This is a genomic window from Pseudomonas sp. AC252 (assembly GCF_979258105.1).
Genome location: NZ_OZ409837.1, coordinates 523,155 through 546,959, shown reverse-complemented (window position 1 = coordinate 546,959; position 23,805 = coordinate 523,155). Strand labels below are relative to the sequence as shown.

Genomic DNA, 23,805 nt, shown 5'->3' with positions numbered 1-23,805 from the left:
GCCGCTGCACCAGCAGGGCGGGCAAGGTTTCAAAGAGCATTCGGAGCAAGTTATGGCAGGTCATTCCAAGTGGGCAAACATCAAGCACCGCAAAGAACGTCAGGATGCCAAGAGGGGCAAGATCTTCACCAAGTGGATCCGTGAACTGACCGTTGCGGCCCGTCAGGGTGGCGGTGATCCGGGTTCCAACCCGCGTTTGCGCCTGGCCCTGGACAAGGCGTTGAGCGCGAACATGAGTCGCGACATCATCGATCGCGCCGTAGCGCGCGGTGCTGGGGCCACCGAAGCGGACAACGTTGAAGAGCTGACCTACGAGGGTTACGGCCACTGGCGGCGTCGCGGTCATGGTCGAATGCATGACCGATAACCGCAACCGTACCGCCGCAGCCGTGCGTCATGCGTTCAGCAAGTGTGGCGGCAACCTCGGCACCGACGGTTCGGTGGCGTATCTGTTCGAGCGCAAGGGCCAGATCAGCTTCGCCCCGGGCGTCGATGAAGACGCACTGACCGAAGCGGCGCTGGAAGCGGATGCCGATGACGTGGTTACCCACGAAGACGGTTCGATCGACGTGTTCACCTCGTTCACCGGTTTCTATGCGGTGCGTAACGCGCTGGAAGCGGCCGGGTTCAAGGGCGACGACGCGGAAATCGTCATGCAGCCGACCACCAGTGCCGAGCTGGATCTGGAAGGTGCGGAGAAGGTGCTCAAGCTGATCGACATGCTTGAGGACCTGGATGACGTGCAGAACGTCTACTCCAACGCGGACATCCCGGAAGACGTCGCCGCTCAGCTTGGCTGATAAGCGACTAGTCTTCCCTGTGGGAGCGAGCCTGCTCGCGAAAGCGGTGTGTCATTCAGCACCTGTATCTGCTGACATACCGCCTTCGCGAGCAGGCTCGCTCCCACATTTGCTATTGGCTGTCAGGTAAATCGTTTTATGAATCTGCAGGCGTTATGACTTTAATTCTTGGTATCGACCCCGGTTCGCGCATTACCGGTTACGGGATCGTTCGCGATACCGGGCGCGGCGGCTGCATCTATGTGGCTTCGGGCTGCATTCGCACCGGCTCCGGCGAACTGCATGAGCGTCTGCAAATCGTCTATCGCGGCGTGCGCGAAATAATCAAGACCTACGGCCCGGTGACCATGGGCATCGAAAAGGTGTTCATGGCGAAAAACGCCGACTCGGCGCTGAAGCTCGGTCAGGCGCGCGGCGCGGCCATCGTCGCCGGCGCCGAAGAGTGCCTGGAAATCGCCGAATACACCGCTACCCAAGTCAAACAGGCCGTGGTCGGCACGGGCGCGGCCAATAAAGAGCAGGTGCAGATGATGGTCATGCACATGCTCAAATTGACCAGCAAGCCGCAAATCGACGCCTCCGACGCCCTCGCTATCGCCATTTGCCATGCGCATACACGCTCGAGCCTGCTGCCGCACGGTCTGGGAACCGCACGCAGTCGTGGCGGGCGCCTGCGTCTCTGATAGCATCAGCATCAATTTTCCTGAAAGTGGCTCTCTGGTGCCTGTGTTGCCGGCGCGCAAGCCACCTTCAATCGTCGCCAGCCCACGGCTGGCCAGCGCTCAAGGATTCAAAACGTGATTGGACGCTTGCGCGGCACCTTGGCTGAGAAACAGCCGCCGCACCTGATTCTCGATGTGAATGGCCTCGGCTATGAGGTGGAAGTGCCGATGACCACCCTTTATCGGTTGCCGTCGGTCGGTGAACCGCTGACCCTGCACACCCATTTGGTCGTACGCGAAGATGCGCAATTGCTCTATGGCTTTGCCGGCAAGCGTGAGCGAGACTTTTTCCGCGAACTGATTCGTCTCAACGGCGTAGGCCCGAAACTGGCGCTGGCATTGATGTCGAGCCTGGAAGTCGATGAACTGGTGCGCTGCGTGCAGTCTCAGGACACTTCGGCGCTGACCAAGGTGCCGGGGGTTGGCAAGAAGACCGCCGAGCGTCTGCTGGTCGAATTGAAAGACCGCTTCAAGGCGTGGGAAACGTCGCCGGCGATGTTCGCGCTGGTGCCGAATCAGCCCGATGGGCCGGCGCCGGTCAACAGCGCCGAGACTGATGCGGTCAGTGCGCTGATCTCGCTGGGGTACAAGCCGCAGGAAGCGAGCAAGGCGATTTCCGCGATCAAAGACAAGAATCTGAGCAGCGAAGATCTGATCCGCCGCGCTCTGAAGGGAATGATTTAAGTGATTGAAGCTGATCGTCTGATCGCCGCCGCGCACAGCCCGCGCGAGCGCGAAGAAGTCCAGGATCGGGCCATCCGCCCGGTCAGCCTGGCCGATTACATTGGCCAGCCAACCGTGCGCGAGCAGATGGAACTGTTTATCCAGGCTGCCCGGGGCCGTAGCGAATCCCTTGATCACACTTTGATCTTCGGCCCGCCGGGGCTGGGCAAGACCACGCTGGCCAACATCATTGCCCAGGAAATGGGCGTGTCGATCAAGAGCACCTCTGGACCAGTGCTGGAACGTCCGGGTGATCTGGCCGCGTTGCTGACCAATCTCGAGCCGCACGACGTGCTGTTCATCGACGAAATTCATCGTCTGTCGCCGATCGTTGAAGAAGTGCTGTATCCGGCGATGGAAGATTTCCAGCTCGACATCATGATCGGCGAAGGGCCGGCGGCGCGTTCGATCAAACTTGATCTGCCGCCGTTCACCCTGGTCGGCGCCACCACCCGCGCCGGCATGCTGACCAACCCGTTGCGTGATCGCTTCGGTATCGTCCAGCGCCTGGAGTTCTACAGCACGGCGGATCTGGCAACAATCGTCAGCCGTTCAGCGGCCATTCTGGGTCTGCCGTTGGACCCGGAAGGTTCGTTCGAGATCGCCCGTCGCGCCCGTGGCACCCCGCGAATTGCCAACCGTCTGCTGCGCCGAGTACGGGACTTCGCCGAGGTCCGCGCCAAGGGTCATATCACCAAAGCGGTGGCGGATCTGGCGCTGAACCTGCTGGATGTCGATGAACACGGTTTCGATCACCAGGACCGGCGCCTGTTGCTGACCATGATCGAGAAGTTCGACGGTGGTCCGGTGGGGATCGACAGTCTGGCGGCGGCGATCAGTGAAGAGCGCCACACCATTGAAGACGTGCTCGAGCCGTATCTGATCCAGCAGGGCTATATCATGCGCACGCCACGGGGCAGGGTGGTGACGCGCCATGCCTACCTGCACTTCGGTTTGAATGTTCCGTCACGCATGGGCGAGATGCCCGTGGCAGACGAGTTTCTCGACGCCGTCGACGATTGATACACATTTGCTGGTGATTTATTCAGGGTTTGTACTGTCAGACGACGGTACTTTTGCGTTAAAGCTTTGAAACCACGAAAAACAGTTGTCTGGCCGGATTGGCAACCTGAGGAGTAAGCACTAGAGTATGCGCGCGCAAAACGGGCTTGAGCCGTTCGCACATCGTTGTCGCGTTTATTACGAGGACACCGACGCGGGCGGCATCGTGTATTACGTTAATTACCTCAAGTTTATGGAACGGGCTCGAACCGAGCGGCTACGGGAACTGGGTTTTGCCCAATCTGTGCTTGCCGGAGAGGACCTGTTGTTCGTCGTGCATTCCAGCGAAGCGCGCTACCACGCGCCGGCGCGACTGGACGACGAACTATTGGTAAGCGCTGATGTAATCGAATTGAACCGTGCCAGCCTGCGCTTCAAACAGCAGGTCAGGCGGGCCACGGATAATGTGCTGCTCTGCGAAGGGCAGTTTTTGGTGGCCTGCGTGCGCACCGACAGTTTGAAACCCCGGGCCCTTCCCGAAGACCTGCGTGCGGCCTTCGCCGACGCGGTCGGCCCGGGTACACACTCAAAGCAGGAGATAAAGCGTGGAAGCTAACGTCGTCGACCATTCCTCCATGTGGAGCCTGGTCAGCAATGCCAGCATCGTGGTGCAGTTGGTAATGTTGACCCTGGTGGCCGCATCGGTGACCTCATGGATCATGATCTTTCAGCGCAGCAATTTGCTGCGTGCCGGTCGACGCGCCCTGGAGAGCTTCGAGGAGCGCTTCTGGTCGGGTATCGACCTGTCCAAACTGTACCGTCAGGCCGGCAGCAACCCTGATCCGGATTCGGGCGTGGAGCAGATCTTCCGTGCGGGTTTCAAGGAATTCTCCCGTCTGCGTCAGCAGCCAGGCGTCGATCCTGAAGCGGTGATGGAAGGTGTCGCTCGTGCCATGCGCGTCGCCATCTCCCGCGAAGAAGAGAAACTCGAGCAGAGCCTGCCGTTCCTCGCCACTGTTGGTTCGGTCAGTCCGTACATCGGCCTGTTCGGTACCGTGTGGGGGATCATGAACTCTTTCCGCGGTCTGGCCAGTGCTCAGCAGGCGACCCTCGCCACCGTAGCTCCGGGTATCGCCGAAGCGCTGATCGCCACGGCGATCGGCCTGTTCGCTGCGATCCCAGCGGTCATCGCTTACAACCGTTTTGCTGCGCGCAGCGAAACCTTGCTGGGCCGCTACTACACCTTCGCCGATGAATTCCAGGCGATCCTGCACCGCAAAGTGCACACCAGCGAAGAATAAGCAGGTATTTCCCGATGGCTTTAATCGCTCGAGCTCGCAAAAAGCGCAAGCCGGTCGCCGAGATGAACGTGGTGCCCTACATCGACGTGATGTTGGTGCTGCTGGTCATCTTCATGGTGACCGCGCCGATGCTCAATCAGGGCGTGAAAGTTGATCTGCCCAAGGTTTCCAGCGAAGCCTTGCCGCAGGACAACAACACCCAGGTCCTGACCATTTCGATCAAGGCTGACAAGACCTACTACTGGAACCTTGGCAGCGAAGTCGACACCGAGAAGCAACAGGACAGGGCCATGACCCTGCCGCAAATGACTGACGCGGTGACCAAGATCATTCGCGCCGGCACCGAGGGCGGCAAACGCACCCAGGTATTCATTCGCGGCGACAAGACTGTCGACTACGGCGCCGTCATGGGCGCCATGGGCGGGTTGCAGAAAGCCGGGGTCGGTAACGTTGGTCTGATTACCGAGGCCCCCTGATGCAGCAACAGCGAGAGCCGTCCGCCTCGGAAAGCTACTTCTGGCCTAGTGTCCTGGCGATTGTCCTGCACGTGCTGGTGTTCGGCATGCTGTTCGTCAGTTTTGCCTTCACGCCTGAACTGCCGCCGGCCAAGCCGATCGTCCAGGCGACTCTGTACCAATTGAAATCGAAAAGTCAGGCGACCACCCAGACCAATCAGAAGATTGCGGGTGAGGCGAAGAAATCCGCTGCGCGCCAGACCGAAGTCGAACAGATGGAACAGAAAAAGATCGAGCAGGAAGCGGTGAAGGCGGCGGAACAAAAGAAAGAGGAAGCGGCTCAAAAGGCCGAGGAAGCCAAGAAGGCCGACGAGTCGAAAAAAGCGGACGAAGCGAAAAAGGCTGATGAAGCCAAGAAAGCCGACGACGCGAAGAAAGCCGAAGCGAAAAAGGCCGAAGAGAAACAATTGGCTGATATAGCCAAGAAGAAGGCCGAAGACGAAGCGAAAAAAGCTGCTGAGGAAGAGGCGAAGAAAGCCGCTGCCGAAGAAGCCAAGAAGAAGATCGTCGAAGACGCGAAAAAGAAAGCCGCCGAAGACGCCAAGAAGAAAGCTGAAGCTGAAGAGGCGAAGAAGAAAGTCGCCGAAGAGGCGAAGAAGAAAGCTGCTGCCGATGCTGCGAAGAAGAAAGCGCAGGAAGCGGCACGCAAATCTGCCGAAGACAAAAAGGCTCAGGCCCTGGCAGATCTGCTTTCCGACACGCCGCAGCGCCAGCAAGCCTTGGCCGATGAGCAGGGTGACGAAGTCGCCGGCAGTTTCGATGACCTGATTCGCGCTCGTGCAGCAGAAGGCTGGGCTCGTCCTCCTTCGGCACGCAAAGGCATGACGGTCGTGCTGCAGATCGGCATGTTGCCGGACGGTACGGTGACTTCGGTCAGCGTTGCCAAGTCCAGTGGTGACGGTCCGTTCGATGCTTCGGCAGTCGCGGCAGTGAAGAATATTGGACGTTTGACAGAAATGCAGGGAATGAAGCCGAGCGATTTCGCTCCGTATCGTTCATTCAAGATGACATTCACACCTGAGGATCTAGCCTTGTGAGAAACCTTCTTCGAGGAATGCTGGTCGTGATCTGCTGCATGGCAGGGATCGCGGTGGCAGATGAAAAGAACATTCTGGTCACCAGCGGCAGCGATCGGGCTACTCCGATCGCCGTCGTTCCGTTCGGTATGCAAGGCGGCGCGGTGCTGCCTGACGACATGGCGGAAATCATCGGTAACGATTTGCGCAACTCGGGCTATTACTCGCCGATTCCAAAAGCCAACATGATCAGCCAGCCAAGCCAGCCGAGCGAAATCATTTTCCGTGACTGGAAGGCAGTGGGTGCTCAGTACATGATGGTCGGCAGCATCGCGCCCGCGGGCGGTCGCTTGCAGGTGCAGTGGGCACTGTTCAACGTCGCCACCGAACAGAAAGTGGCTGACGGCAGTGTTTCCGGTACGACCGACCAGATTCGAGACATGGCGCACTTCATTTCCGACCAGTCCTTCCAGAAGCTGACCGGTATCGAAGGTGCCTTCTCGACTCGCCTGCTGTATGTAACGGCCGAGCGTTTCTCCGAGAAGAACACTCGTTACACCCTGCAACGTTCCGACTATGACGGCGCGCGTGCAGTGACTCTGCTGCAATCGCGTGAGCCGATCCTGTCGCCGCGTTTTGCACCGGATGGCAAGCGTATCGCCTACGTGTCGTTCGAGCAGAAGCGTCCGCGCATCTTCATGCAGAACATCGACACCGGTCGCCGTGAGCAGATCACCAACTTCGAAGGCCTCAACGGCGCGCCAGCCTGGTCGCCGGATGGCAATCGCCTGGCGTTCGTGCTGTCGAAAGACGGTAACCCGGACATCTACGTGATGAACCTCGGTTCGCGTCAGATCAGCCGCGTAACCAATGGCCAGGGCATCAATACCGAACCGTTCTGGGGCAAGGATGGCTCGACCATCTATTTCACTTCGGACCGTGGCGGCAAGCCGCAAATCTATAAAACCAGCGTCGGTGGCGGTGGTGCCGAGCGTGTGACGTTCGTGGGCAACTACAACGCCAACCCGAAACTTTCGGCTGATGAAAAGACTTTGGTGATGATCCATCGTCAGGATGGCTTCACCAATTTCAAGGTGGCAGCTCAGGATCTGCAGCGGGGTAGTGTAAAGATCCTCACTGATAGCACTCTGGACGAGTCACCTACTGTTGCGCCCAACGGCACCATGGTAATCTACGCCACCCGCCAACAGGGCCGGGGAGTCTTGATGCTCGTGTCCATTAATGGGCGCGTGAGGCTCCCGCTTCCTACCGCTCAAGGCGAAGTCAGAGAACCGTCCTGGTCCCCTTACCTGAAGTGAGCGGGCGCTACACGTTTTACTTAACACACTGGGGTTCATTAGGAGTTTCACGATGGAAATGCTGAAGTTTGGTAAATTTGCTGCGCTGGCTCTGGCCATGGCTGTAGCTGTAGGTTGCTCGTCCAAAGGCGGCGACAACGCCGGTGAAGGTGCTGTTGATCCAAACGCTGGTTACGGCGCAAACACTGGTGCCGTTGACGGCTCCCTGAGCGAAGAAGCTGCTCTGCGCGCAATCACCACCTTCTACTTCGAATACGACAGCTCGGACCTGAAGCCAGAAGCCATGCGCGCTCTGGACGTTCACGCCAAAGACCTGAAAGCAAACGGCGCTCGCGTTGTTCTGGAAGGCAACACCGACGAACGTGGTACTCGTGAGTACAACATGGCACTGGGCGAGCGTCGTGCGAAAGCCGTTCAGCGCTACCTGGTACTGCAAGGTGTTTCCCCAGCTCAGCTGGAACTGGTTTCCTACGGCGAAGAGCGTCCAGTTGCTACCGGCAACGACGAGCAGTCCTGGGCCCAGAACCGTCGCGTCGAACTGCGTAAGTAATTCGATATGCGAACGTGCCGTCGTGCTGTAACTGTTCTGGCTCTCAGCCTCGCGCCGCTTGCGGCGTGGGCTGCGGTTCCTGTGGTCGATGACAACTCCGGTTATAACAATAGCGGGAGCAGTTATCCGCCTGCGGGTTACGGTACGAACGGCGCCTATGCCGGGGAGCGGCTTCGGCCCCTGCCTCGGCACAAGGCATGCTGTTCAACCAATTGCAACAGATGCAGGATCAGATCTCGCGCCAGCAAGGCGTGATCGAGGAACTGCAGAATCAGGTTGCGCGCATGAAGCAGGAATCCCTGGAGCGATACCAGGATCTTGATCGGCGCATAGGATCCGGCGTTGCACCAGCCGCGACTCCCGAGAATTCTTCTGCCGGTAGCGACGCAAGTGCTGCTGCCGGTGCTGCCGCAGGCGCGGGTGCTGCTGCGGCCGCCCAAGCCCCTGCTGCGGGTAGCGAACCGGCTGATCCGGCCAAGGAAAAGCTGTATTACGATGCCGCTTTCGACCTGATCAAAGCCAAGGATTTCGACAAGGCCAGCCAGGCCTTCGCCGCTTTCCTGCGTAAATACCCGAACAGCCAGTACGCGGGCAACGCCCAGTACTGGTTGGGCGAAGTGAACCTGGCCAAGGGTGATCTGCAAGGTGCAGGTCAGGCCTTCGCGAAGGTTTCGCAGCTGTATCCCAAGCACAACAAGGTGCCGGACTCGCTGTACAAACTGGCTGACGTAGAACGCCGCCTCGGTCACACCGACAAGGTCAAAGGCATTCTGCAGCAGGTGGTGTCCCAATATCCGGGCACGTCTGCTGCGCAGTTGGCCCAGCGTGATCTACAGCGCATGTAAGCCGGTTCATCCGTGTTTTGAAGAAACCCGCGCTTGTCGCGGGTTTTTTCGTTAGAATTCACGCCCTTTTTCTGAAACACGCTTCTTGCGGTCTACGCGTTGGCGGGATTGCCTGAAGTGCCTGACGGAGGCGGACAGCCTGTTTAGCTGTTACGCCCGTGGCGACTATGCAAGACACATTGAGAATCACCGAAGTTTTCTACTCGTTGCAGGGTGAAACTCGGACTGCCGGGCTGCCCACGGTTTTCGTGCGCCTGACCGGTTGCCCGTTGCGTTGCCAGTACTGCGACAGCGCTTATGCGTTCAGCGGCGGCACTGTCCGCACCCTCGACGACATCCTTGAGCAAGTGGCCGGATATCGTCCGCGCTACGTCTGTGTCACCGGCGGTGAGCCGTTGGCTCAGCCAAACGCCATTCCTTTGCTTGAGCGGTTATGTGATGCCGGTTACGAGGTGTCGCTGGAAACCAGCGGCGCCCTCGACGTATCCGCTGTCGATCCGCGTGTCAGTCGCGTCGTCGATCTGAAAACGCCGGGCTCGAAAGAAGCCCACCGCAACCGTTACGAGAACATCGAACTGCTGACCCGCAACGATCAGGTGAAGTTTGTCATCTGCTCGCGGGAAGACTATGACTGGGCGGTTTCCAAGCTGATCCAGTACGGTCTCGATCAGCGCGCCGGCGAAGTGCTGTTTTCGCCAAGTCACCACGATCTCAATGCCCGCGAGTTGGCAGATTGGGTGGTGGCGGACAATCTGCCGGTACGCCTGCAATTGCAGCTGCATAAATATCTTTGGAACGACGAGCCGGGGCGCTGAGATGACTGAACAACTGAACACTACCGAAAAACGTGCAGTCATCTTGCTGTCCGGCGGCCTCGACTCGGCCACCGTGGTGGCGATGGCTCGCGCCGAAGGCTATGCCTGCTACACCATGAGCTTTGATTACGGCCAGCGCTCGCATGCTGAATTGCACGCTGCCGCACGTGTGGCTCGGGATCTGGGGGTAGTCGAGCACAAGGTTATCGGGCTGAACCTCAATGGCATGGGCGGCTCGGCGCTGACCGACACCAGCATCGACATCCCGGAAGAGCTCGGTGAAGGCATTCCGGTGACTTACGTACCGGCGCGCAACACCGTGTTCCTGTCGCTGGCATTGGGTTGGGCCGAAGTGCTCGGTGCCCGCGACATCTTCATCGGCGTCAACGCGGTGGATTATTCCGGCTACCCGGACTGCCGTCCGAAGTTCATCGAATCGTTCGAGCGCATGGCCAACCTGGCCACCAAAGCGGGCGTGGAAGGCAATGGCTTCCGCATTCAGGCGCCACTGCAAAACCTCAGCAAGGCGCAGATCGTCCAGGCTGGGGTGAAGCTCGGCGTGGATTATGGCCTGACCGTTTCCTGCTATCAGGCCGATGATGACGGCCGCGCCTGCGGCAAATGCGACAGCTGCCGCCTACGTGCAGAAGGCTTCGCGGCAGCTGGTGTGGACGATCCAACCCCTTATTTTTGATTTTTTCAAAAAAGGTGTTGAATAGTCCTTAAAAATCAGTATTATACGCGCCACCACACAGCGGGTCGTTAGCTCAGTTGGTAGAGCAGTTGGCTTTTAACCAATTGGTCGTAGGTTCGAATCCCACACGACCCACCATATTTAGCGGTTTAGAAAATCCGGAAGGCCCACGAAAGTGAGGATTTCCGGGTTTTTTTGCCTGCGATTCGGGCGTTCGATTTTTCAGCGCGGCCACACCTGACACAGGTCAGAATCATCTTTTTTATCAACGGGATATTCTGTAGCCTTGCGCAGCTTCAACGCTGTCCGTGCCTGATGATACTCACTCTCCCGGCGGTACCCTCTAGCGGTCCGGAGCCGGGTGTATACTCGACTTTCGCGCGAATGCGCCTGCAGGTCTTGCGAACATGACGCAGATTTCCGAACGCCTTCTGGTTCAAGCCCACCTCGACGCCAAGCAGCCGAAACCGCTGACGGCAGAGGAGGAGGCTTATTACCGTTCCGCCATCGCTGCCGAGCTCAAGGCTCAGGACGCGGTGCTCGTGGCTCACTTCTATTGCGATCCGGTGATTCAGGCCCTGGCCGAAGAAACCGGCGGCTGTGTTTCCGACTCCCTGGAAATGGCCCGCTTCGGCAATGCTCACCCGGCCAAGACCGTAGTGGTCGCCGGCGTGAAATTCATGGGCGAGACGGCAAAAATTCTCAACCCGGAAAAACGCGTGCTGATGCCGACCCTGGAGGCGACCTGCTCGCTGGACCTGGGTTGCCCGGTCGACGAGTTCTCGGCGTTCTGCGATCAGCATCCGGAACGCACCGTGGTGGTTTACGCCAACACCTCCGCCGCCGTTAAGGCTCGGGCTGACTGGGTGGTGACATCGAGCTGTGCACTGGAAATTGTCGAAAGCCTGATGGATAACGGCGAGACGATCATCTGGGGTCCGGACAAGCACCTGGGCACTTACATTCAGCGCAAGACCGGTGCCGACATGCTGCTTTGGGACGGTGCCTGCATCGTTCATGAAGAGTTCAAGTCCAAGCAGCTCGAAGACATGAAAGCGTTGTACCCGGACGCGGCGATTCTGGTGCATCCCGAGTCGCCGACTTCGGTGATCGAGCTGGCGGACGCGGTCGGTTCCACCAGCCAGTTGATCGCTGCCGCGCAAAGCCTGCCGAACAAGACCCTGATCGTCGCCACCGACCGTGGCATCTTCTACAAGATGCAGCAGCTGTGCCCGGACAAGGTCTTCATCGAAGCGCCTACGGCCGGTAACGGCGCGGCTTGCCGCAGTTGCGCGCATTGCCCGTGGATGGCCATGAACACCCTTGAGCGCACGCTGAAGAGCTTGAAGGAAGGCACCAACGAGATCTTTGTTGATCCGGCGCTGATTCCCCAGGCGATTCGCCCGCTGAAGCGCATGCTGGACTTCACCCAGGCAGCGCGAATGAAGTTGGCCGGTAACGCCTGAGTACTCCCTTGTAGAAGTGAGCCCTGTGGTGAGGGGATTTATCCCCGATGGGTGGCGAAGCCGCCCTAAATCAAACACCGCGGCATATCAGGGATACCGCGTGTGCTTCTTTACGACTGCTACGCAGCCGGACGGGGATAAATCCCCTCACCACAGGCCGGCTCTTGAGTATGGAAATTATTTGCTCTTCTTCGGGATCCGCACCACACGGGTATCCGAATAGATGTCATGCCAAGTGCGTTTCTGCTTGTCGAACAGCGACCAGAAGAACCCCAGCCCGACACACAACCACGACGCGATCGACACCATAAAGCGCAACAGCGCCTGCCACAGGCTGATGGCCGTGCCGTCGGCATTCTGCACCCGAAGGCCCCACACCTGCATCCCCAATGTCTGCCCGCCGTGGGTCCAGAACTTGGCGAAGAAGCCGAACAACACCAGCAGCAGCACCGTGGAATACAGCGGATCGCCATCGAGCTGGCCGGCATCGGTCATCGCCCGCAGGCGTTCTTCGCCGACAATGGCGGCCTGGATCAGCTTGTAGATGAATCCGGTGACGATCAGCAGGGCGGTGCACAGCAGGAAGTCGTAGAACATCGCCGCCAGACGACGACCGAGAGCAACGGGAGGAAAGTCCCCTTGCGGCGTGAGCAGGTGTTTCGACATGACAGCCTCAAGGCGTGAATGGAAGCGCCAGTTTACGGATTAGCGCGCACAAAAAAGCCCCTGATATCAATATCAGGGGCTTTTTCGTATCAGCAGATCAGGCTTCTGCTTGTACTTCGTCAGCCTGCATGCCTTTCTGGCCTTGCACAGCAACGAAAGTCACTTTCTGGCCTTCTTTCAGACTTTTGAAGCCGTTGCCCTGAATGGCGCGGAAATGTACGAACAGATCCGGACCGCTTTCTGGAGTGATAAAACCAAAACCTTTCTCGTCGTTAAACCACTTGACGGTACCGCTCTGACGTGTGGACATTTCTTATTTCCTTTGACGCATAAAATTGATGACAGCCCCTTTCACATGAAAGAGTACTGGAGCTGGTTGCAAGGAGTAAGAAGACGTCGAGCGGGATGTAGCTAACTTGTAGGCTACTGCCCAGGTCACGATTCCAAGCTGACCCATGCAAACACAGTGGACAAACTCTACGCCAACTACGGGAGAAAAAACAAGCCCTGCGAAGGCCCCGGTTTTACTGCCCTTCATGGCAGTTCGTCAGTTAACTAGTTGTGTCTTAGACGATTGTCCGGCTCTATTTTCAGCAAACGTTATAAGCAACGTTCATATTCGAAACGGATGTTAAAAAACGCACTGTTTTATGGCGATTGCGTTACACATTAGTGCACGCATAACGCAATCGCGTTACTTATAGAAACAGTCGATCAGCCGCGATAGTAGCGTTGTGGAACAAATGGCATTTTGCTTACAAGCATTTGCACCTTTTTCCCACGGACGATGGCCCACACCGGAGTGTCGAGAGCAACGTAGGCGCTGTCGAGGTAACCCATCGCCAATGGTCCTCCCAAGGTCGGACCGAAGCCACCGCTGCAGACGCTACCGATGATATCGCCGGTCTCGTTGACGATTTCTGCGCCTTCACGCACGGGGGTGCGTTCCTGGGGCAGCAGGCCGACGCGTTTGCGTGCGACACCATTTTGTTGCTGCGCGAAGATCGGCTCTGCGCCCGGGAAACCGCCGGCCCGCGCGCCGTCAGCGCGGCGTGGCTTGGAGATCGCCCAGAGCAGGCTGGCTTCAATTGGTGTGGTCTCGGTGTTCATGTCATGGCCGTACAGGCACAGGCCGGCTTCCAGACGCAGCGAATCACGGGCGCCGAGGCCAATGGCCTGGACCTCTGGTTGGGCGAGCAGGGCGCGGGCGAGTTTTTCCGCTTCGGCGGCCGGGACGGAGATTTCGAAACCGTCTTCACCGGTGTAGCCCGAACGGCTGACAAAGCAGTCCACGCCCAGCAACGACACACGGTTGAACTGCATGAAAGTCATCTTCGCCACGTCCGGCGCAAGACGCGCCAGCACGGTGACGGCTGCCGGACCTTGCAGGGCGAGCAGGGCGCGCTCTTCGAACAGCGCCGTAATGGTGCACTGATTGCCGATGTGTTTTTGCAGATGCGCGAAATCCTGATCCTTGCACGCGGCGTTGACCACCAGGAACAGCTCGTCATTGCCCAGATTGGCGACCATCAGGTCGTCGAGGATGCCGCCGCTTTCGTTGGTGAACATCGCATAACGCTGCATGCCCACCGGCAGGTCGATGATGTCCACCGGCACCAGGGTTTCCAGGGCTTGGGCTGCATTGGCACCGGTCAGGCGAATCTGGCCCATGTGCGAAACGTCGAACAACCCGGCCTGTTCGCGGGTGTGCTGGTGTTCTTTCATCACGCCCAGCGGGTATTGCACGGGCATGTCGTAGCCGGCGAACGGCACCATGCGTGCGCCGAGTTCGAGGTGCAGTGCGTGCAGCGGGGTTTTCGAGAGTTGTTCGGTGGTCATGCGGGACTCCTTGATTCATACCAATCCTCTCCCGCAGGGAGAGGGGGCTAATTAGCATTCGATAATGTTGACTGCCAAACCGCCGCGAGCGGTTTCCTTGTATTTGCTTTTCATGTCGGCGCCGGTCTGGCGCATGGTGCGGATGACTTTGTCGAGGGAGACGAAATGCTGACCGTCGCCACGCATGGCCATGCGCACCGCGTTGATGGCTTTCACCGAGCCCATCGCGTTGCGCTCGATGCACGGCACCTGCACCAGGCCGCCAATCGGGTCGCAGGTCAGGCCGAGGTTATGTTCCATGCCGATTTCCGCAGCGTTTTCGACTTGCTGCACGCTGCCGCCAAGCACTTCGCACAAGGCGCCGGCGGCCATCGAACAGGCCACGCCGACTTCACCCTGACAGCCGACTTCGGCGCCGGAGATCGATGCGTTTTCCTTGTAGAGAATGCCGATTGCGGCAGCGGTCAGCAGAAAGCGCACGACGCCGTCGTCATTCGCCCCGGGGATAAAACGCATGTAGTAATGCAGCACCGCCGGAATGATGCCCGCCGCGCCATTGGTGGGCGCAGTAACCACGCGCCCGCCGTTGGCGTTTTCTTCGTTGACCGCCAGTGCATAAAGGTTGACCCAGTCGAGCACCGACAGCGGATCGCGCAGCGCCGATTCCGGGTTCTTGCACAATTGCCGATGCAGCGCCGCCGCCCGGCGTTTGACCTTCAAACCGCCCGGCAAAATGCCTTCGTTGCGGCAGCCGGCAGCGACGCAATCCTGCATCACTTGCCAGATCTTCAGCAGGCCGGCACGGGTCTCGGCTTCCGGACGCCAGGCGCTTTCGTTGGTCAGCATCACTTGGCTGATCGACAGCCCATAGGTGGCGCAATGACCGAGCAAATCCTTGGCACTTTTGAACGGGAAGGTCAGTGGCGTGGCGTCTTCGACGATGCGATCGGCGCCGGCGGCATCTTCATCGACAACGAAACCACCGCCGACCGAGTAGTACTCGCGGCTGCGGATCTGAATTCCCGCTGCGTCGAAGGCGCGAAAGATCATGCCGTTGGGGTGATAGGCCAACGGTTTGCGGATCATCGCCAGGTGTTCTTTTTCGTTGAACGCGATGCTGTGTTCACCGAGCAGATTCAGTCGGCCATTGCCGCGAATTTCTTGCAGGCGCGCGGCGACGGTCTCGGTGTCGACAGTGTCCGGGTGTTCGCCTTCGAGGCCGAGCAGCACGGCTTTGTCGCTGCCGTGGCCTTTGCCCGTCGCGCCGAGCGAACCGTACAGCTCGACACGGACGCTGGCGGTGCTGGTCAGCAGGTTTTCACGGCGCAGCCCCTCAACGAAGCGCGCCGCCGCGCGCATCGGGCCGACGGTGTGGGAACTGGACGGACCGATGCCAATCTTGAACAGGTCGAACACGCTTAACGACATGGGGGCTCCTGCGGAGCAGTTGCTAGCTTCAAGCTGCAAGCTGCAAGCTGCAAGTAAAAGCGGATCGGGTTTTTCCTTGCGCCTTCTATAAGGCCTCAGTGCATGCAGCAAGACACAAGCCGCAAGTTAAAAGCAGATCAGCCCTTACTTGCAGCTTGCAGCTAGAAACTTGCAGCTGCCGCTCTTAAGCGTAGCTTTCGATCGACGGGCAGGCGCACACCAGGTTGCGATCGCCGAAGACGTTGTCGACGCGTCCGACCGGCGGCCAGTATTTGCCTTCGATCAGCGACGCGACCGGGTACACGGCCTGCTCGCGGCTGTACGGGTGGGTCCATTCGCCAACCAGTTCCGCTGCGGTGTGCGGGGCGTTTTTCAGTGGATTGTCTTCCTTGTCCAGCGTGCCGTTTTCCACTGCGCGGATTTCTTCGCGGATGCGGATCATCGCGTCGCAGAAGCGGTCCAGCTCTTCCTTGGATTCGCTTTCGGTCGGCTCGATCATCAACGTGCCAGCGACCGGGAACGACATGGTCGGCGCGTGGAAGCCGAAGTCGATCAGGCGTTTGGCGACGTCATCGACGCTGATGCCGCTGCTGTCTTTCAGCGGACGCAGGTCGAGGATGCATTCGTGCGCCACCAGACCATTGCTGCCCGAATACAGCACTGGGTAGTGCTCTTCGAGACGACGGGCGATGTAGTTGGCATTGAGGATCGCCAGTTGCGAAGCGCGCTTCAGACCGGCGCCACCCATCATGCGGATGTACATCCAGGTGATCGGCAGAATGCTCGCGCTGCCGAACGGTGCCGCGCAGACCGCGCCTTCCTTGCGTTCCATCTGGCCATGGCCCGGCAGGAACGGGGTCAGGTGCGATTTGACGCCAATCGGGCCGACGCCCGGGCCGCCACCGCCGTGCGGGATGCAGAAGGTTTTGTGCAGGTTCAGGTGCGAGACGTCGCCGCCGAACTTGCCCGGTGCGCAGAGGCCGACCATCGCATTCATGTTGGCGCCGTCGATATACACCTGGCCGCCGTTGTCGTGAATGATCGCGCAGATTTCGCGGATGCCTTCTTCGAACACGCCGTGGGTCGACGGGTAGGTGATCATCAGCGCGGCGAGGTGTTCGCGGTGCTCGATGGCTTTGGCGCGCAGGTCTTCAATGTCGACGTTGCCACGGGCATCGCACGCCGTTACGACGACGCGCATGCCGGCCATTTGGGCGGTGGCCGGGTTGGTGCCGTGGGCCGACGACGGGATCAGGCAGATGTCGCGGCGCTCGTCGCCACGGCTCTGGTGGTAGGCGCGGATCGCCAGGAGACCTGCGTATTCACCTTGCGAACCGGCGTTCGGTTGCAGCGAGATCGAGTCGTAACCGGTGGCGGCGCAGAGCATTGCTTCCAGCTCATCGGTCAGTTGCTGGTAACCGGCGCTTTGTGCGGCCGGGGCGAACGGGTGCAGGGCACCGAATTCGGCCCAGGTCACCGGGATCATTTCGCTGGCGGCGTTGAGTTTCATGGTGCACGAGCCCAGCGGGATCATGGTGCGATCCAGTGCCAGGTCCTTGTCCGCCAGTTTGCGCAGGTAGCGCATCAGCTCGGTTTCCGAGTGATAACGGTTGAACACCGGGTGGCTGAGGATCGGCGACTGACGCAGCAGCGCAGCAGGGATGGTGCTCTGCACCGAGGCGGCCAGCGCAGCGAAGTCCGGCAGGGTCTTGCCGTCGGCGAAGAGGCCCCACAGGGTTTCGATATCAGCCTGAGTGGTGGTTTCGTCGACCGACAGGCCCAGACGTTCGGCGTCGATCACGCGCAGGTTGATCTGCTGGGCGTGCGCCTTATCGTGCAGCGCGGCAGTGTGTGCGCCGGTGGCGACGGTCAGGGTGTCGAAGAAACTGACTTGCTCGACTTGAGCGCCCAGCGCGGTCAGGCCCTTGGCCAGGATTGCGGTCAGGTGATGCACGCGGTTGGCGATCTGGGTCAGGCCTTTCGGGCCGTGATAAACGGCGTACATGCTGGCGATGTTGGCCAGCAGCACTTGGGCGGTGCAGATGTTCGACGTGGCCTTCTCGCGGCGGATGTGTTGCTCGCGGGTCTGCATCGCCAGACGCAGGGCCGGCTTGCCGAAACGGTCAACCGAGACGCCGACCAGACGGCCCGGCATGTCACGCTTGAACGCATCTTTGGTGGAGAAATAAGCAGCGTGCGGGCCACCGAAACCCAGCGGCACGCCGAAGCGTTGTGCCGAACCGATGGCGACGTCAGCGCCAAACTCGCCCGGAGCGGTCAGCAGCGTCAGGGCCAGCAGATCAGCGGCCACCGCCACCAGGGCGTTGGCGGCGTGGAAGCGCTCGGTCAGCTCGCGGTAGTCGAACACATCACCGTTGCTCGCCGGGTATTGCAGCAGCGCGCCGAAGAACGGCGTGACGTCAGTCAGTTCGCGCTCATCGCCCACGACCACCTCGATACCCAGCGGCTCGGCACGGGTGCGCAGCACGTCGAGGGTTTGCGGGTGGCTGTGGATCGAGGCGAAGAACTGGTGGCTGCCCTTGTTCTTGCTCAGGCGCTTGCAGAAGGTCATGGCTTCGGCAGCGGCGGTGGCTTCGTCGAGCAAGGAGGCGTTGGCGATCGGCAGGCCTGTAAGGTCGCTGATCATGGTCTGGAAGTTCAGTAGCGCTTCGAGACGGCCCTGGGAAATTTCTGGCTGGTACGGGGTGTAAGCGGTGTACCAGGCCGGGTTTTCCAGCAGGTTGCGCAGGATCGGCGAAGGCGTGTGGCAGTTGTAGTAGCCCTGGCCGATATAGGTTTTGAACAGTTGGTTTTTGCCAGCGATGGATTTGATCATCGCCAGGGCGTCGGCCTCGCTGAGGCCGTCGTCCATGCCCAGCACGCTGGTGCCCTTGATGCTTTCCGGGATGACGCTGGCGCGCAGCGCTTCGAGCGAGTCGAAGCCGAGGCTGTTGAGCATGGCTTGCTCGTCACCGGCGCGCGGGCCGATGTGACGGGCGATGAATTCGTTGGCGGTGCCGAGATTGATGGCGGTCATGGCTAATTCCTCAGGCTTCGGCTTGGGCTTTGATCAGACGGTCGTAGGCGTCCTGATCGAGCAGTTTGCCGACAGCGGCGGCATCGCTTGGCTGAAAGCGGAAGAACCAGCCATCGCCCAGCGGATCTTCGTTGACCAGCTCAGGAGCGTCTTGCAGTGCCGGGTTGACTTCCAGCACGTCGCCATCGAGCGGCATGTATACGCCGCTGGCGGCTTTTACCGATTCCACGGTGGCGGCTTCAGCGCCTTTTTCGTAAGCCTGCAGCTCAGGCAGTTGCACGAACACCACGTCGCCCAGGGCGTTCTGCGCGAATGCGGTGATGCCGACGGTGACACTGCCGTCGGCTTCGGTGCGCAGCCATTCGTGATCTTCAGTAAAACGCAACTCGCTCATGGAAACTCCTCAGGGGCCAGACTCGTCTGGCGGACGCGGTGGAAAGCGTGGGCGGTGATGCCCTTATTGATGAGGAGATGAGTAGCAAGAATGCGGCCAACAAGATTTTTGTTAATTAAATCAATGATTTAGAGATTGGCGATGATGGTTCAAAATTGGCGGGTGTAGCGAAATCGCTACAGCGGTTGGCAGAGAAAAAGCTGAACGGGATCAAAGCCTTGCACTGCGCTGATCGAGGAAGGGTGTATCGATATCGTTCCGCTGTAGCGGTTTCAGTACAGGTGCGGGTCGTTTTTGAACGGATTTCGAATCCGCCCCTTTCCTTGTGGGAGCTGGCTTGCCAGCGATAGCGGTGGACCAGTCACCATCAATGGTGCCTGTGCCGCCGTCATCGCTGGCAAGCCAGCTCCCACAGGTTTTTGTGGTGTGTTCAGGGTTTGTTGGGAATGCCGTACTTGCGCAGTCGATGGGCGATCGCCGTGTGCGAGGTCTGCAGGCGACTGGCCAGTTGCCGGGTCGAGGGATAGCTGACGTAGAGTTTTTCCAGCAGCTCGCGTTCGAACCCTTCGACTGCCTGTTCGAGGCTGTCGACGTCGGTGTCGGTCTGACGCGCGACGGAGGTGCCAGCGATGTCCAGATCGCCGATATCCACCAGGCTGCTCTCACAAATCGCCGCTGCGCGGAAAATCACGTTCTGCAATTGCCGCACGTTGCCCGGCCAGCGATTGCCGAGCAGCGCCGGATAAGTCCCCGGCGCCAGACGACAGACCGGGCGCTGGATCTGCGCGCAGGCCTGCTGCATGAAGTAGCGCGCCAGCAGCAGAATGTCCTGACCGCGTTCACGCAGCGGCGGCACTTCGACGTTGAGCACGTTCAGGCGATAGAACAGGTCTTCGCGGAACAGGCCTTCGCTGACCATTTTCTCCAGATCGCGGTGGGTCGCGCTGAGGATGCGCACGTTGACCTTCACTTCACGATCACCACCGACGCGGCGGAAGCTGCCGTCATTGAGAAAACGCAGGAGTTTGGCCTGCAAGTACGGCGACATCTCGCCGATTTCATCGAGAAATACCGTGCCCTGGTTGGCCAGCTCCATCAGCCCCGGTTTACCGCCACGCGCCGCGCCGGTGAAAGCGCCGGGGGCGTAGCCGAACAGTTCGCTCTCGGCGAGGTTTTCCGGCAGCGCCGCGCAGTTGAGGGCGAGAAACGGAGCGCTGTGCCGTGCACTGATGGCATGGCAAGCGCGGGCGACGAGTTCTTTACCGGTCCCGGTTTCGCCTTGAATCAACAACGGTGCATCAAGGGCGGCGACCCGTTGCGCGCGGGCCTTGAGTGTGCGGATCGCCGGAGACTCGCCGAGCAGCGCGTCGAAGCCTTCGGCATGGTCGTGGTGCAGTGCCGAGAGTTGTTCGCCGATGCGGTTCGGTTGATACAGGGTCAGCAGGGCGCCGGCGTCGGTGATCGGCGTGGCGTCGAGCAGCAGGGTCTGGCCGTTGACGGTGATCTCGCGCAGCGGCAGGCGAAAGCCGTTTTCCAGCAGCGTGTCGAGCAGGCCGGGATCGTTGAACAGCGCCGAGACGCTTTCGCCGGCCGGTTCGCGACCGTACAACGCGATCAACGCCGGGTTGGCCAGCAGCACCTTACCGGCGCTGTCGAGGGCCAGCACCGGGTCGGTCATCGCCGCGAGCAGAGCATCGAGCTGCAAGTGCCGGCGCTGGCCGGGGAGGATATCGACGACCGTCACCGCTACTACGCCGAGCACGCGAAACAGCGCATCTTTAAGTTCTTCGAGCACCTGCGGGCTAAGGGTCGGCGCGTCGATGTAAACGTTGGGCGGAATCATCTCCACCGCATCCAGATTGAGATTGCGCCCACCGAGGATAGCCAGGACTTCCTGGGTGATGCCGACGCGGTCGATGAAGCTGACGTGGATACGCATGGGGCGGTTCAGTGATCTGCAGGGCGGAGGGGGCAAGTATGCCTTGGGGCGGGCTAATGATGAAATCTGCGGCGACTTTCGTCACAACATAATGCTCTGTGGGAGCGGGCTTGCTCGCGAAGGCGGTGTGTCAGTCGATATTTTCGTTACTGATACACCGCCTTCGCGAGCAAGCCCGCTCCCACAGGAGGTTGTGGTGGATTCGGGTTATTCGAAATGCTCGGGATTGACCGGATCCCCCGAATGCATATTCAACTTCTGTCGAATGTCTTCAAACATCAGGTCGTAATGCTTGTGCACCGAGCCGATCTGGCTGTGGGTCTTGGGGATGCCGTATTTCTCTGCGATTCGTGTGACATCACGGGCGAAGTTGTAGGCCTCTTCCTTGGGCAGGAAAAACACCTCCTTCACGTCCTTGCCTTGCATGCTGCCGTGCAGGGTGAACTGAATCCCTTTGCCTTTCTGCGGGTCGGTAAACACTTCATAGTCCAGATGCACGTTGTAATTGACGTCATCGTCGGTCAACGCGTGCCGCTCGATATGCAGATGACCGGGTTCGAATTGGGCCATTGAGCTACTCCTTTCAAGGCAGGGGAGCGGAGCAGGCGTTGAGTCTGCCCCGGCGTTTTATTGTTATCGGTAGCTGATCCCCGGCTTCGCCGTGCTGACCCGCGTACCGGCGGTGCCCTGGACGATGGCTTCGATATCCGCCAGCGAACCGATCACCGCAACCTTGCCAGTATGGCGCGCGAATTCACAGGCTGCCTGCACCTTCGGTCCCATGGAGCCGGCGGCGAAACCGAGGCGTTCGAGCTCGTCCGGATGGGCTTCGGCGATGGCTTTCTGCGTCGGCTTGCCATAGTCGATGAACGCCGCGTTGACGTCAGTGGCGATCACCAGCAGGTCGGCTTCCAGTTGCTCGGCAAGCAGCGAAGAACACAGATCCTTGTCGATCACCGCCTCGATGCCCTTGAGGTTGCGCTGTTCGTCATACATGGTCGGAATGCCGCCGCCACCGGCGCAGATGACGATGCTGCCTTTGTCCAGCAGCCACTTGATCGGGCGGATTTCGAAGATGCGTTTCGGCCGTGGACTGGCGACCACGCGGCGGAATTTGTCGCCATCGGCAGCAATCGCCCAGCCTTTCTCGGCGGCGAGTTTTTCCGCTTCGGTTTTTTCGTACACCGGGCCGATCGGCTTGGTCGGATTCTTGAAGGCCGGGTCGTTGGCGTCGACTTCGACCTGGGTGAGCAGGGTGGCGAACGGCACTTCGAAGTCGAGCAGATTGCCCAGTTCCTGTTCGATGATGTAGCCGATCATGCCTTCGGTTTCAGCGCCGAGCACGTCCAGCGGGTAGGGGCTGACCGAGGTGTACGCCGCCGCTTGCAGCGACAGCAGACCGACTTGCGGGCCATTGCCGTGGGCGATGACCAGTTGGTTGCCGGGATGGATCTTGGCGATTTGCTCGGTGGCGATGCGGATGTTGGCGCGCTGGTTGTCAGCGGTCATCGGCTCACCACGGCGGAGCAGGGCGTTACCGCCCAGGGCTACGACGATACGCATGGTGCATGTCCTTCTAGAAAACAGTGAGTTCGTGCAGGACGAATGCGATCCCTGTGGGAGCCGGGCTTGCCCGCGATGACGGTGTATCAGTCAGTGTTTATGTCGGCTGACACACCGCCATCGCTGGCAAGCCAGCTCCCACAGGGACCGGGTCGATCAGTTAGAGATCAGCCAGGGTCGAGACCAGGATCGCCTTGATCGTGTGCATGCGGTTTTCCGCTTGCTCGAAAGCGATGCAGGCTGGCGACTCGAACACGTCGTCGGTCACTTCGATGCCGTTTTTCAGGTGCGGATACTGCTCGGCGATCTGTTTGCCGACCTTGGTGTCGCTGTTGTGAAAGGCCGGCAGGCAGTGCATGAACTTGGTGCGCGGGTTGCCGGTGGCTTTCATCAGGTCGGCATTGACCTGGTACGGCAGCAGTTGCTGGATGCGCTCGGCCCAGGCTTCCACCGGTTCACCCATCGATACCCAGACGTCGGTGTGAATGAAGTCGACGCCTTTCACCGCCGCTTTCGGGTCTTCAGTGAGGGTGATGCGCGCACCGCTTTCTTCGCCGTATTTCTTGCAGCGCTCGACCAGATCATCATGCGGCCACAAGGCTTTCGGCGCGCAGATGCGCACGTCCATGCCGAGCTTGGCGCCGATCAGTAGCAGCGAGTTGCCCATGTTGTTGCGCGCATCGCCCAGGTAGGCGTAGCTGATTTCGTGGATCGGCTTGTCGGCGTGTTCACGCATGGTCAATACGTCGGCGATCATCTGGGTCGGGTGATATTCATCGGTCAGGCCGTTAAACACCGGCACGCCGGCAAACTTGGCCAGCTCTTCGACGATTTCCTGTTTGAAGCCACGGTACTCGATGGCGTCGTACATGCGCCCCAGCACGCGGGCGGTGTCCTTCATGCTTTCCTTGTGGCCGATTTGCGACGAGTTCGGGTCGATGTAAGTGACGTTGGCGCCCTGGTCATAGGCCGCCACTTCGAAGGCACAACGGGTGCGGGTCGAGGTCTTTTCGAAGATCAGGGCGATGTTGTTGCCCTTCAGGTGCTGTTGCTCGGTGCCGGTGTATTTCGCGCGTTTCAGATCGCGGGACAGGTCGAGCAGGTAACGCAGCTCACGTGGGGTGTGGTGTTCAAGGCTGAGGAGGTTACGGTTATGAATGTTAAACGCCAT

General features: G+C 59.7%; 22 protein-coding genes, 1 tRNA gene and 2 pseudogenes. 15 read left to right on the top strand and 10 right to left on the bottom strand.

Features of this window, described 5'->3' with window-relative positions; all coding sequences use genetic code 11:
* The first annotated feature begins 52 nt into the window (after positions 1 to 52).
* The 15 genes and pseudogenes from ACZZZ4_RS02595 to nadA all read left to right on the top strand — a co-directional run bounded on the left by ACZZZ4_RS02595 (position 53) and on the right by nadA (position 11,768).
* Positions 53 to 800 (top strand): annotated as a pseudogene (locus tag ACZZZ4_RS02595) (YebC/PmpR family DNA-binding transcriptional regulator).
* Between the two features lie 155 nt (positions 801 to 955).
* On the top strand, positions 956 to 1,483 hold the full coding sequence (gene ruvC, locus ACZZZ4_RS02590; protein ID WP_016773501.1) for a crossover junction endodeoxyribonuclease RuvC: 528 nt from the start codon (positions 956 to 958) through the stop codon (positions 1,481 to 1,483).
* A 114-nt stretch (positions 1,484 to 1,597) separates the two neighbouring features.
* Positions 1,598 to 2,206 (top strand): Holliday junction branch migration protein RuvA, encoded by a 609-nt coding sequence (ruvA, locus tag ACZZZ4_RS02585; RefSeq protein ID WP_024014088.1) that lies wholly within the window; start codon positions 1,598 to 1,600, stop codon positions 2,204 to 2,206.
* Positions 2,207 to 3,268 carry a Holliday junction branch migration DNA helicase RuvB gene (gene ruvB, locus ACZZZ4_RS02580; protein WP_024014087.1) on the top strand — a complete coding sequence of 354 codons (1,062 nt, stop codon included), beginning with the start codon at positions 2,207 to 2,209 and terminating at the stop codon, positions 3,266 to 3,268.
* A 127-nt stretch (positions 3,269 to 3,395) separates the two neighbouring features.
* On the top strand, positions 3,396 to 3,863 hold the full coding sequence (gene ybgC / locus ACZZZ4_RS02575) for a tol-pal system-associated acyl-CoA thioesterase (RefSeq protein ID WP_041479792.1): 468 nt from the start codon (positions 3,396 to 3,398) through the stop codon (positions 3,861 to 3,863).
* Positions 3,853 to 4,548 carry a protein TolQ gene (gene tolQ / locus ACZZZ4_RS02570; protein ID WP_008080223.1) on the top strand — a complete coding sequence of 232 codons (696 nt, stop codon included), beginning with the start codon at positions 3,853 to 3,855 and terminating at the stop codon, positions 4,546 to 4,548. The genes ybgC and tolQ overlap by 11 nt, the downstream gene beginning before the upstream one ends.
* A 23-nt stretch (positions 4,549 to 4,571) precedes the next feature.
* Entirely contained in the window at positions 4,572 to 5,024 is a 453-nt protein-coding gene (gene tolR / locus ACZZZ4_RS02565; protein ID WP_160767866.1) for a protein TolR, read from the top strand.
* Positions 5,024 to 6,100: a cell envelope integrity protein TolA gene (gene tolA, locus ACZZZ4_RS02560; protein ID WP_463547187.1), complete on the top strand. Its 1,077-nt coding sequence runs from the start codon at positions 5,024 to 5,026 to the stop codon at positions 6,098 to 6,100. The genes tolR and tolA overlap by 1 nt, the downstream gene beginning before the upstream one ends.
* Positions 6,101 to 6,117: 17 nt before the next feature.
* Positions 6,118 to 7,398 (top strand): Tol-Pal system beta propeller repeat protein TolB, encoded by a 1,281-nt coding sequence (gene tolB / locus ACZZZ4_RS02555; protein WP_200890457.1) that lies wholly within the window; start codon positions 6,118 to 6,120, stop codon positions 7,396 to 7,398.
* 52 nt (positions 7,399 to 7,450) lie between these two features.
* The gene (pal, locus tag ACZZZ4_RS02550) at positions 7,451 to 7,948 is read left to right on the top strand and encodes a peptidoglycan-associated lipoprotein Pal (protein ID WP_003178634.1); all 498 of its coding nucleotides are present in this window, start codon (positions 7,451 to 7,453) and stop codon (positions 7,946 to 7,948) included.
* A 6-nt stretch (positions 7,949 to 7,954) separates the two neighbouring features.
* Positions 7,955 to 8,793, top strand: a pseudogene (gene ybgF / locus ACZZZ4_RS02545) (tol-pal system protein YbgF).
* Positions 8,794 to 8,960: 167 nt separating this feature from the next.
* Positions 8,961 to 9,608: a 7-carboxy-7-deazaguanine synthase QueE gene (gene queE / locus ACZZZ4_RS02540; protein ID WP_016770671.1), complete on the top strand. Its 648-nt coding sequence runs from the start codon at positions 8,961 to 8,963 to the stop codon at positions 9,606 to 9,608.
* A gap of 1 nt (position 9,609) precedes the next feature.
* Positions 9,610 to 10,302 carry a 7-cyano-7-deazaguanine synthase QueC gene (gene queC / locus ACZZZ4_RS02535; RefSeq protein ID WP_463547186.1) on the top strand — a complete coding sequence of 231 codons (693 nt, stop codon included), beginning with the start codon at positions 9,610 to 9,612 and terminating at the stop codon, positions 10,300 to 10,302.
* A 62-nt stretch (positions 10,303 to 10,364) separates the two neighbouring features.
* A tRNA-Lys gene (locus ACZZZ4_RS02530) sits at positions 10,365 to 10,440 on the top strand.
* A 269-nt stretch (positions 10,441 to 10,709) separates the two neighbouring features.
* Positions 10,710 to 11,768: a quinolinate synthase NadA gene (gene nadA / locus ACZZZ4_RS02525; protein WP_016773509.1), complete on the top strand. Its 1,059-nt coding sequence runs from the start codon at positions 10,710 to 10,712 to the stop codon at positions 11,766 to 11,768.
* A gap of 177 nt (positions 11,769 to 11,945) precedes the next feature.
* Here nadA and ACZZZ4_RS02520 read toward each other — a convergent pair whose 3' ends face one another.
* From ACZZZ4_RS02520 to ACZZZ4_RS02475, 10 genes are all read right to left on the bottom strand, one after another.
* The gene (locus tag ACZZZ4_RS02520; protein WP_463547185.1) at positions 11,946 to 12,434 is read right to left on the bottom strand and encodes an RDD family protein; all 489 of its coding nucleotides are present in this window, start codon (positions 12,432 to 12,434) and stop codon (positions 11,946 to 11,948) included.
* Between the two features lie 97 nt (positions 12,435 to 12,531).
* The gene (locus ACZZZ4_RS02515; RefSeq protein ID WP_003227496.1) at positions 12,532 to 12,744 is read right to left on the bottom strand and encodes a cold-shock protein; all 213 of its coding nucleotides are present in this window, start codon (positions 12,742 to 12,744) and stop codon (positions 12,532 to 12,534) included.
* A gap of 404 nt (positions 12,745 to 13,148) precedes the next feature.
* Positions 13,149 to 14,273 carry a glycine cleavage system aminomethyltransferase GcvT gene (gene gcvT / locus ACZZZ4_RS02510; protein WP_463547184.1) on the bottom strand — a complete coding sequence of 375 codons (1,125 nt, stop codon included), beginning with the start codon at positions 14,271 to 14,273 and terminating at the stop codon, positions 13,149 to 13,151.
* Between the two features lie 51 nt (positions 14,274 to 14,324).
* Positions 14,325 to 15,701: an L-serine ammonia-lyase gene (locus tag ACZZZ4_RS02505; RefSeq protein WP_463547183.1), complete on the bottom strand. Its 1,377-nt coding sequence runs from the start codon at positions 15,699 to 15,701 to the stop codon at positions 14,325 to 14,327.
* A 184-nt stretch (positions 15,702 to 15,885) separates the two neighbouring features.
* A complete protein-coding gene (gene gcvP, locus ACZZZ4_RS02500) occupies positions 15,886 to 18,738 on the bottom strand; it encodes an aminomethyl-transferring glycine dehydrogenase (RefSeq protein ID WP_463547182.1) in 2,853 nt (950 codons plus the stop codon).
* 10 nt (positions 18,739 to 18,748) lie between these two features.
* The gene (gcvH, locus tag ACZZZ4_RS02495; RefSeq protein ID WP_463547181.1) at positions 18,749 to 19,132 is read right to left on the bottom strand and encodes a glycine cleavage system protein GcvH; all 384 of its coding nucleotides are present in this window, start codon (positions 19,130 to 19,132) and stop codon (positions 18,749 to 18,751) included.
* A 430-nt stretch (positions 19,133 to 19,562) separates the two neighbouring features.
* Complete coding sequence (locus ACZZZ4_RS02490) at positions 19,563 to 21,071, bottom strand: sigma-54-dependent transcriptional regulator (RefSeq protein WP_463547180.1); 1,509 nt, start codon at positions 21,069 to 21,071, stop codon at positions 19,563 to 19,565.
* Between the two features lie 207 nt (positions 21,072 to 21,278).
* Positions 21,279 to 21,641: a DUF5064 family protein gene (locus ACZZZ4_RS02485; protein ID WP_203419229.1), complete on the bottom strand. Its 363-nt coding sequence runs from the start codon at positions 21,639 to 21,641 to the stop codon at positions 21,279 to 21,281.
* Positions 21,642 to 21,704: 63 nt separating this feature from the next.
* Positions 21,705 to 22,634: a carbamate kinase gene (gene arcC / locus ACZZZ4_RS02480; protein ID WP_463547179.1), complete on the bottom strand. Its 930-nt coding sequence runs from the start codon at positions 22,632 to 22,634 to the stop codon at positions 21,705 to 21,707.
* A gap of 160 nt (positions 22,635 to 22,794) precedes the next feature.
* Positions 22,795 to 23,805: an ornithine carbamoyltransferase gene (locus ACZZZ4_RS02475; RefSeq protein WP_310409746.1), complete on the bottom strand. Its 1,011-nt coding sequence runs from the start codon at positions 23,803 to 23,805 to the stop codon at positions 22,795 to 22,797.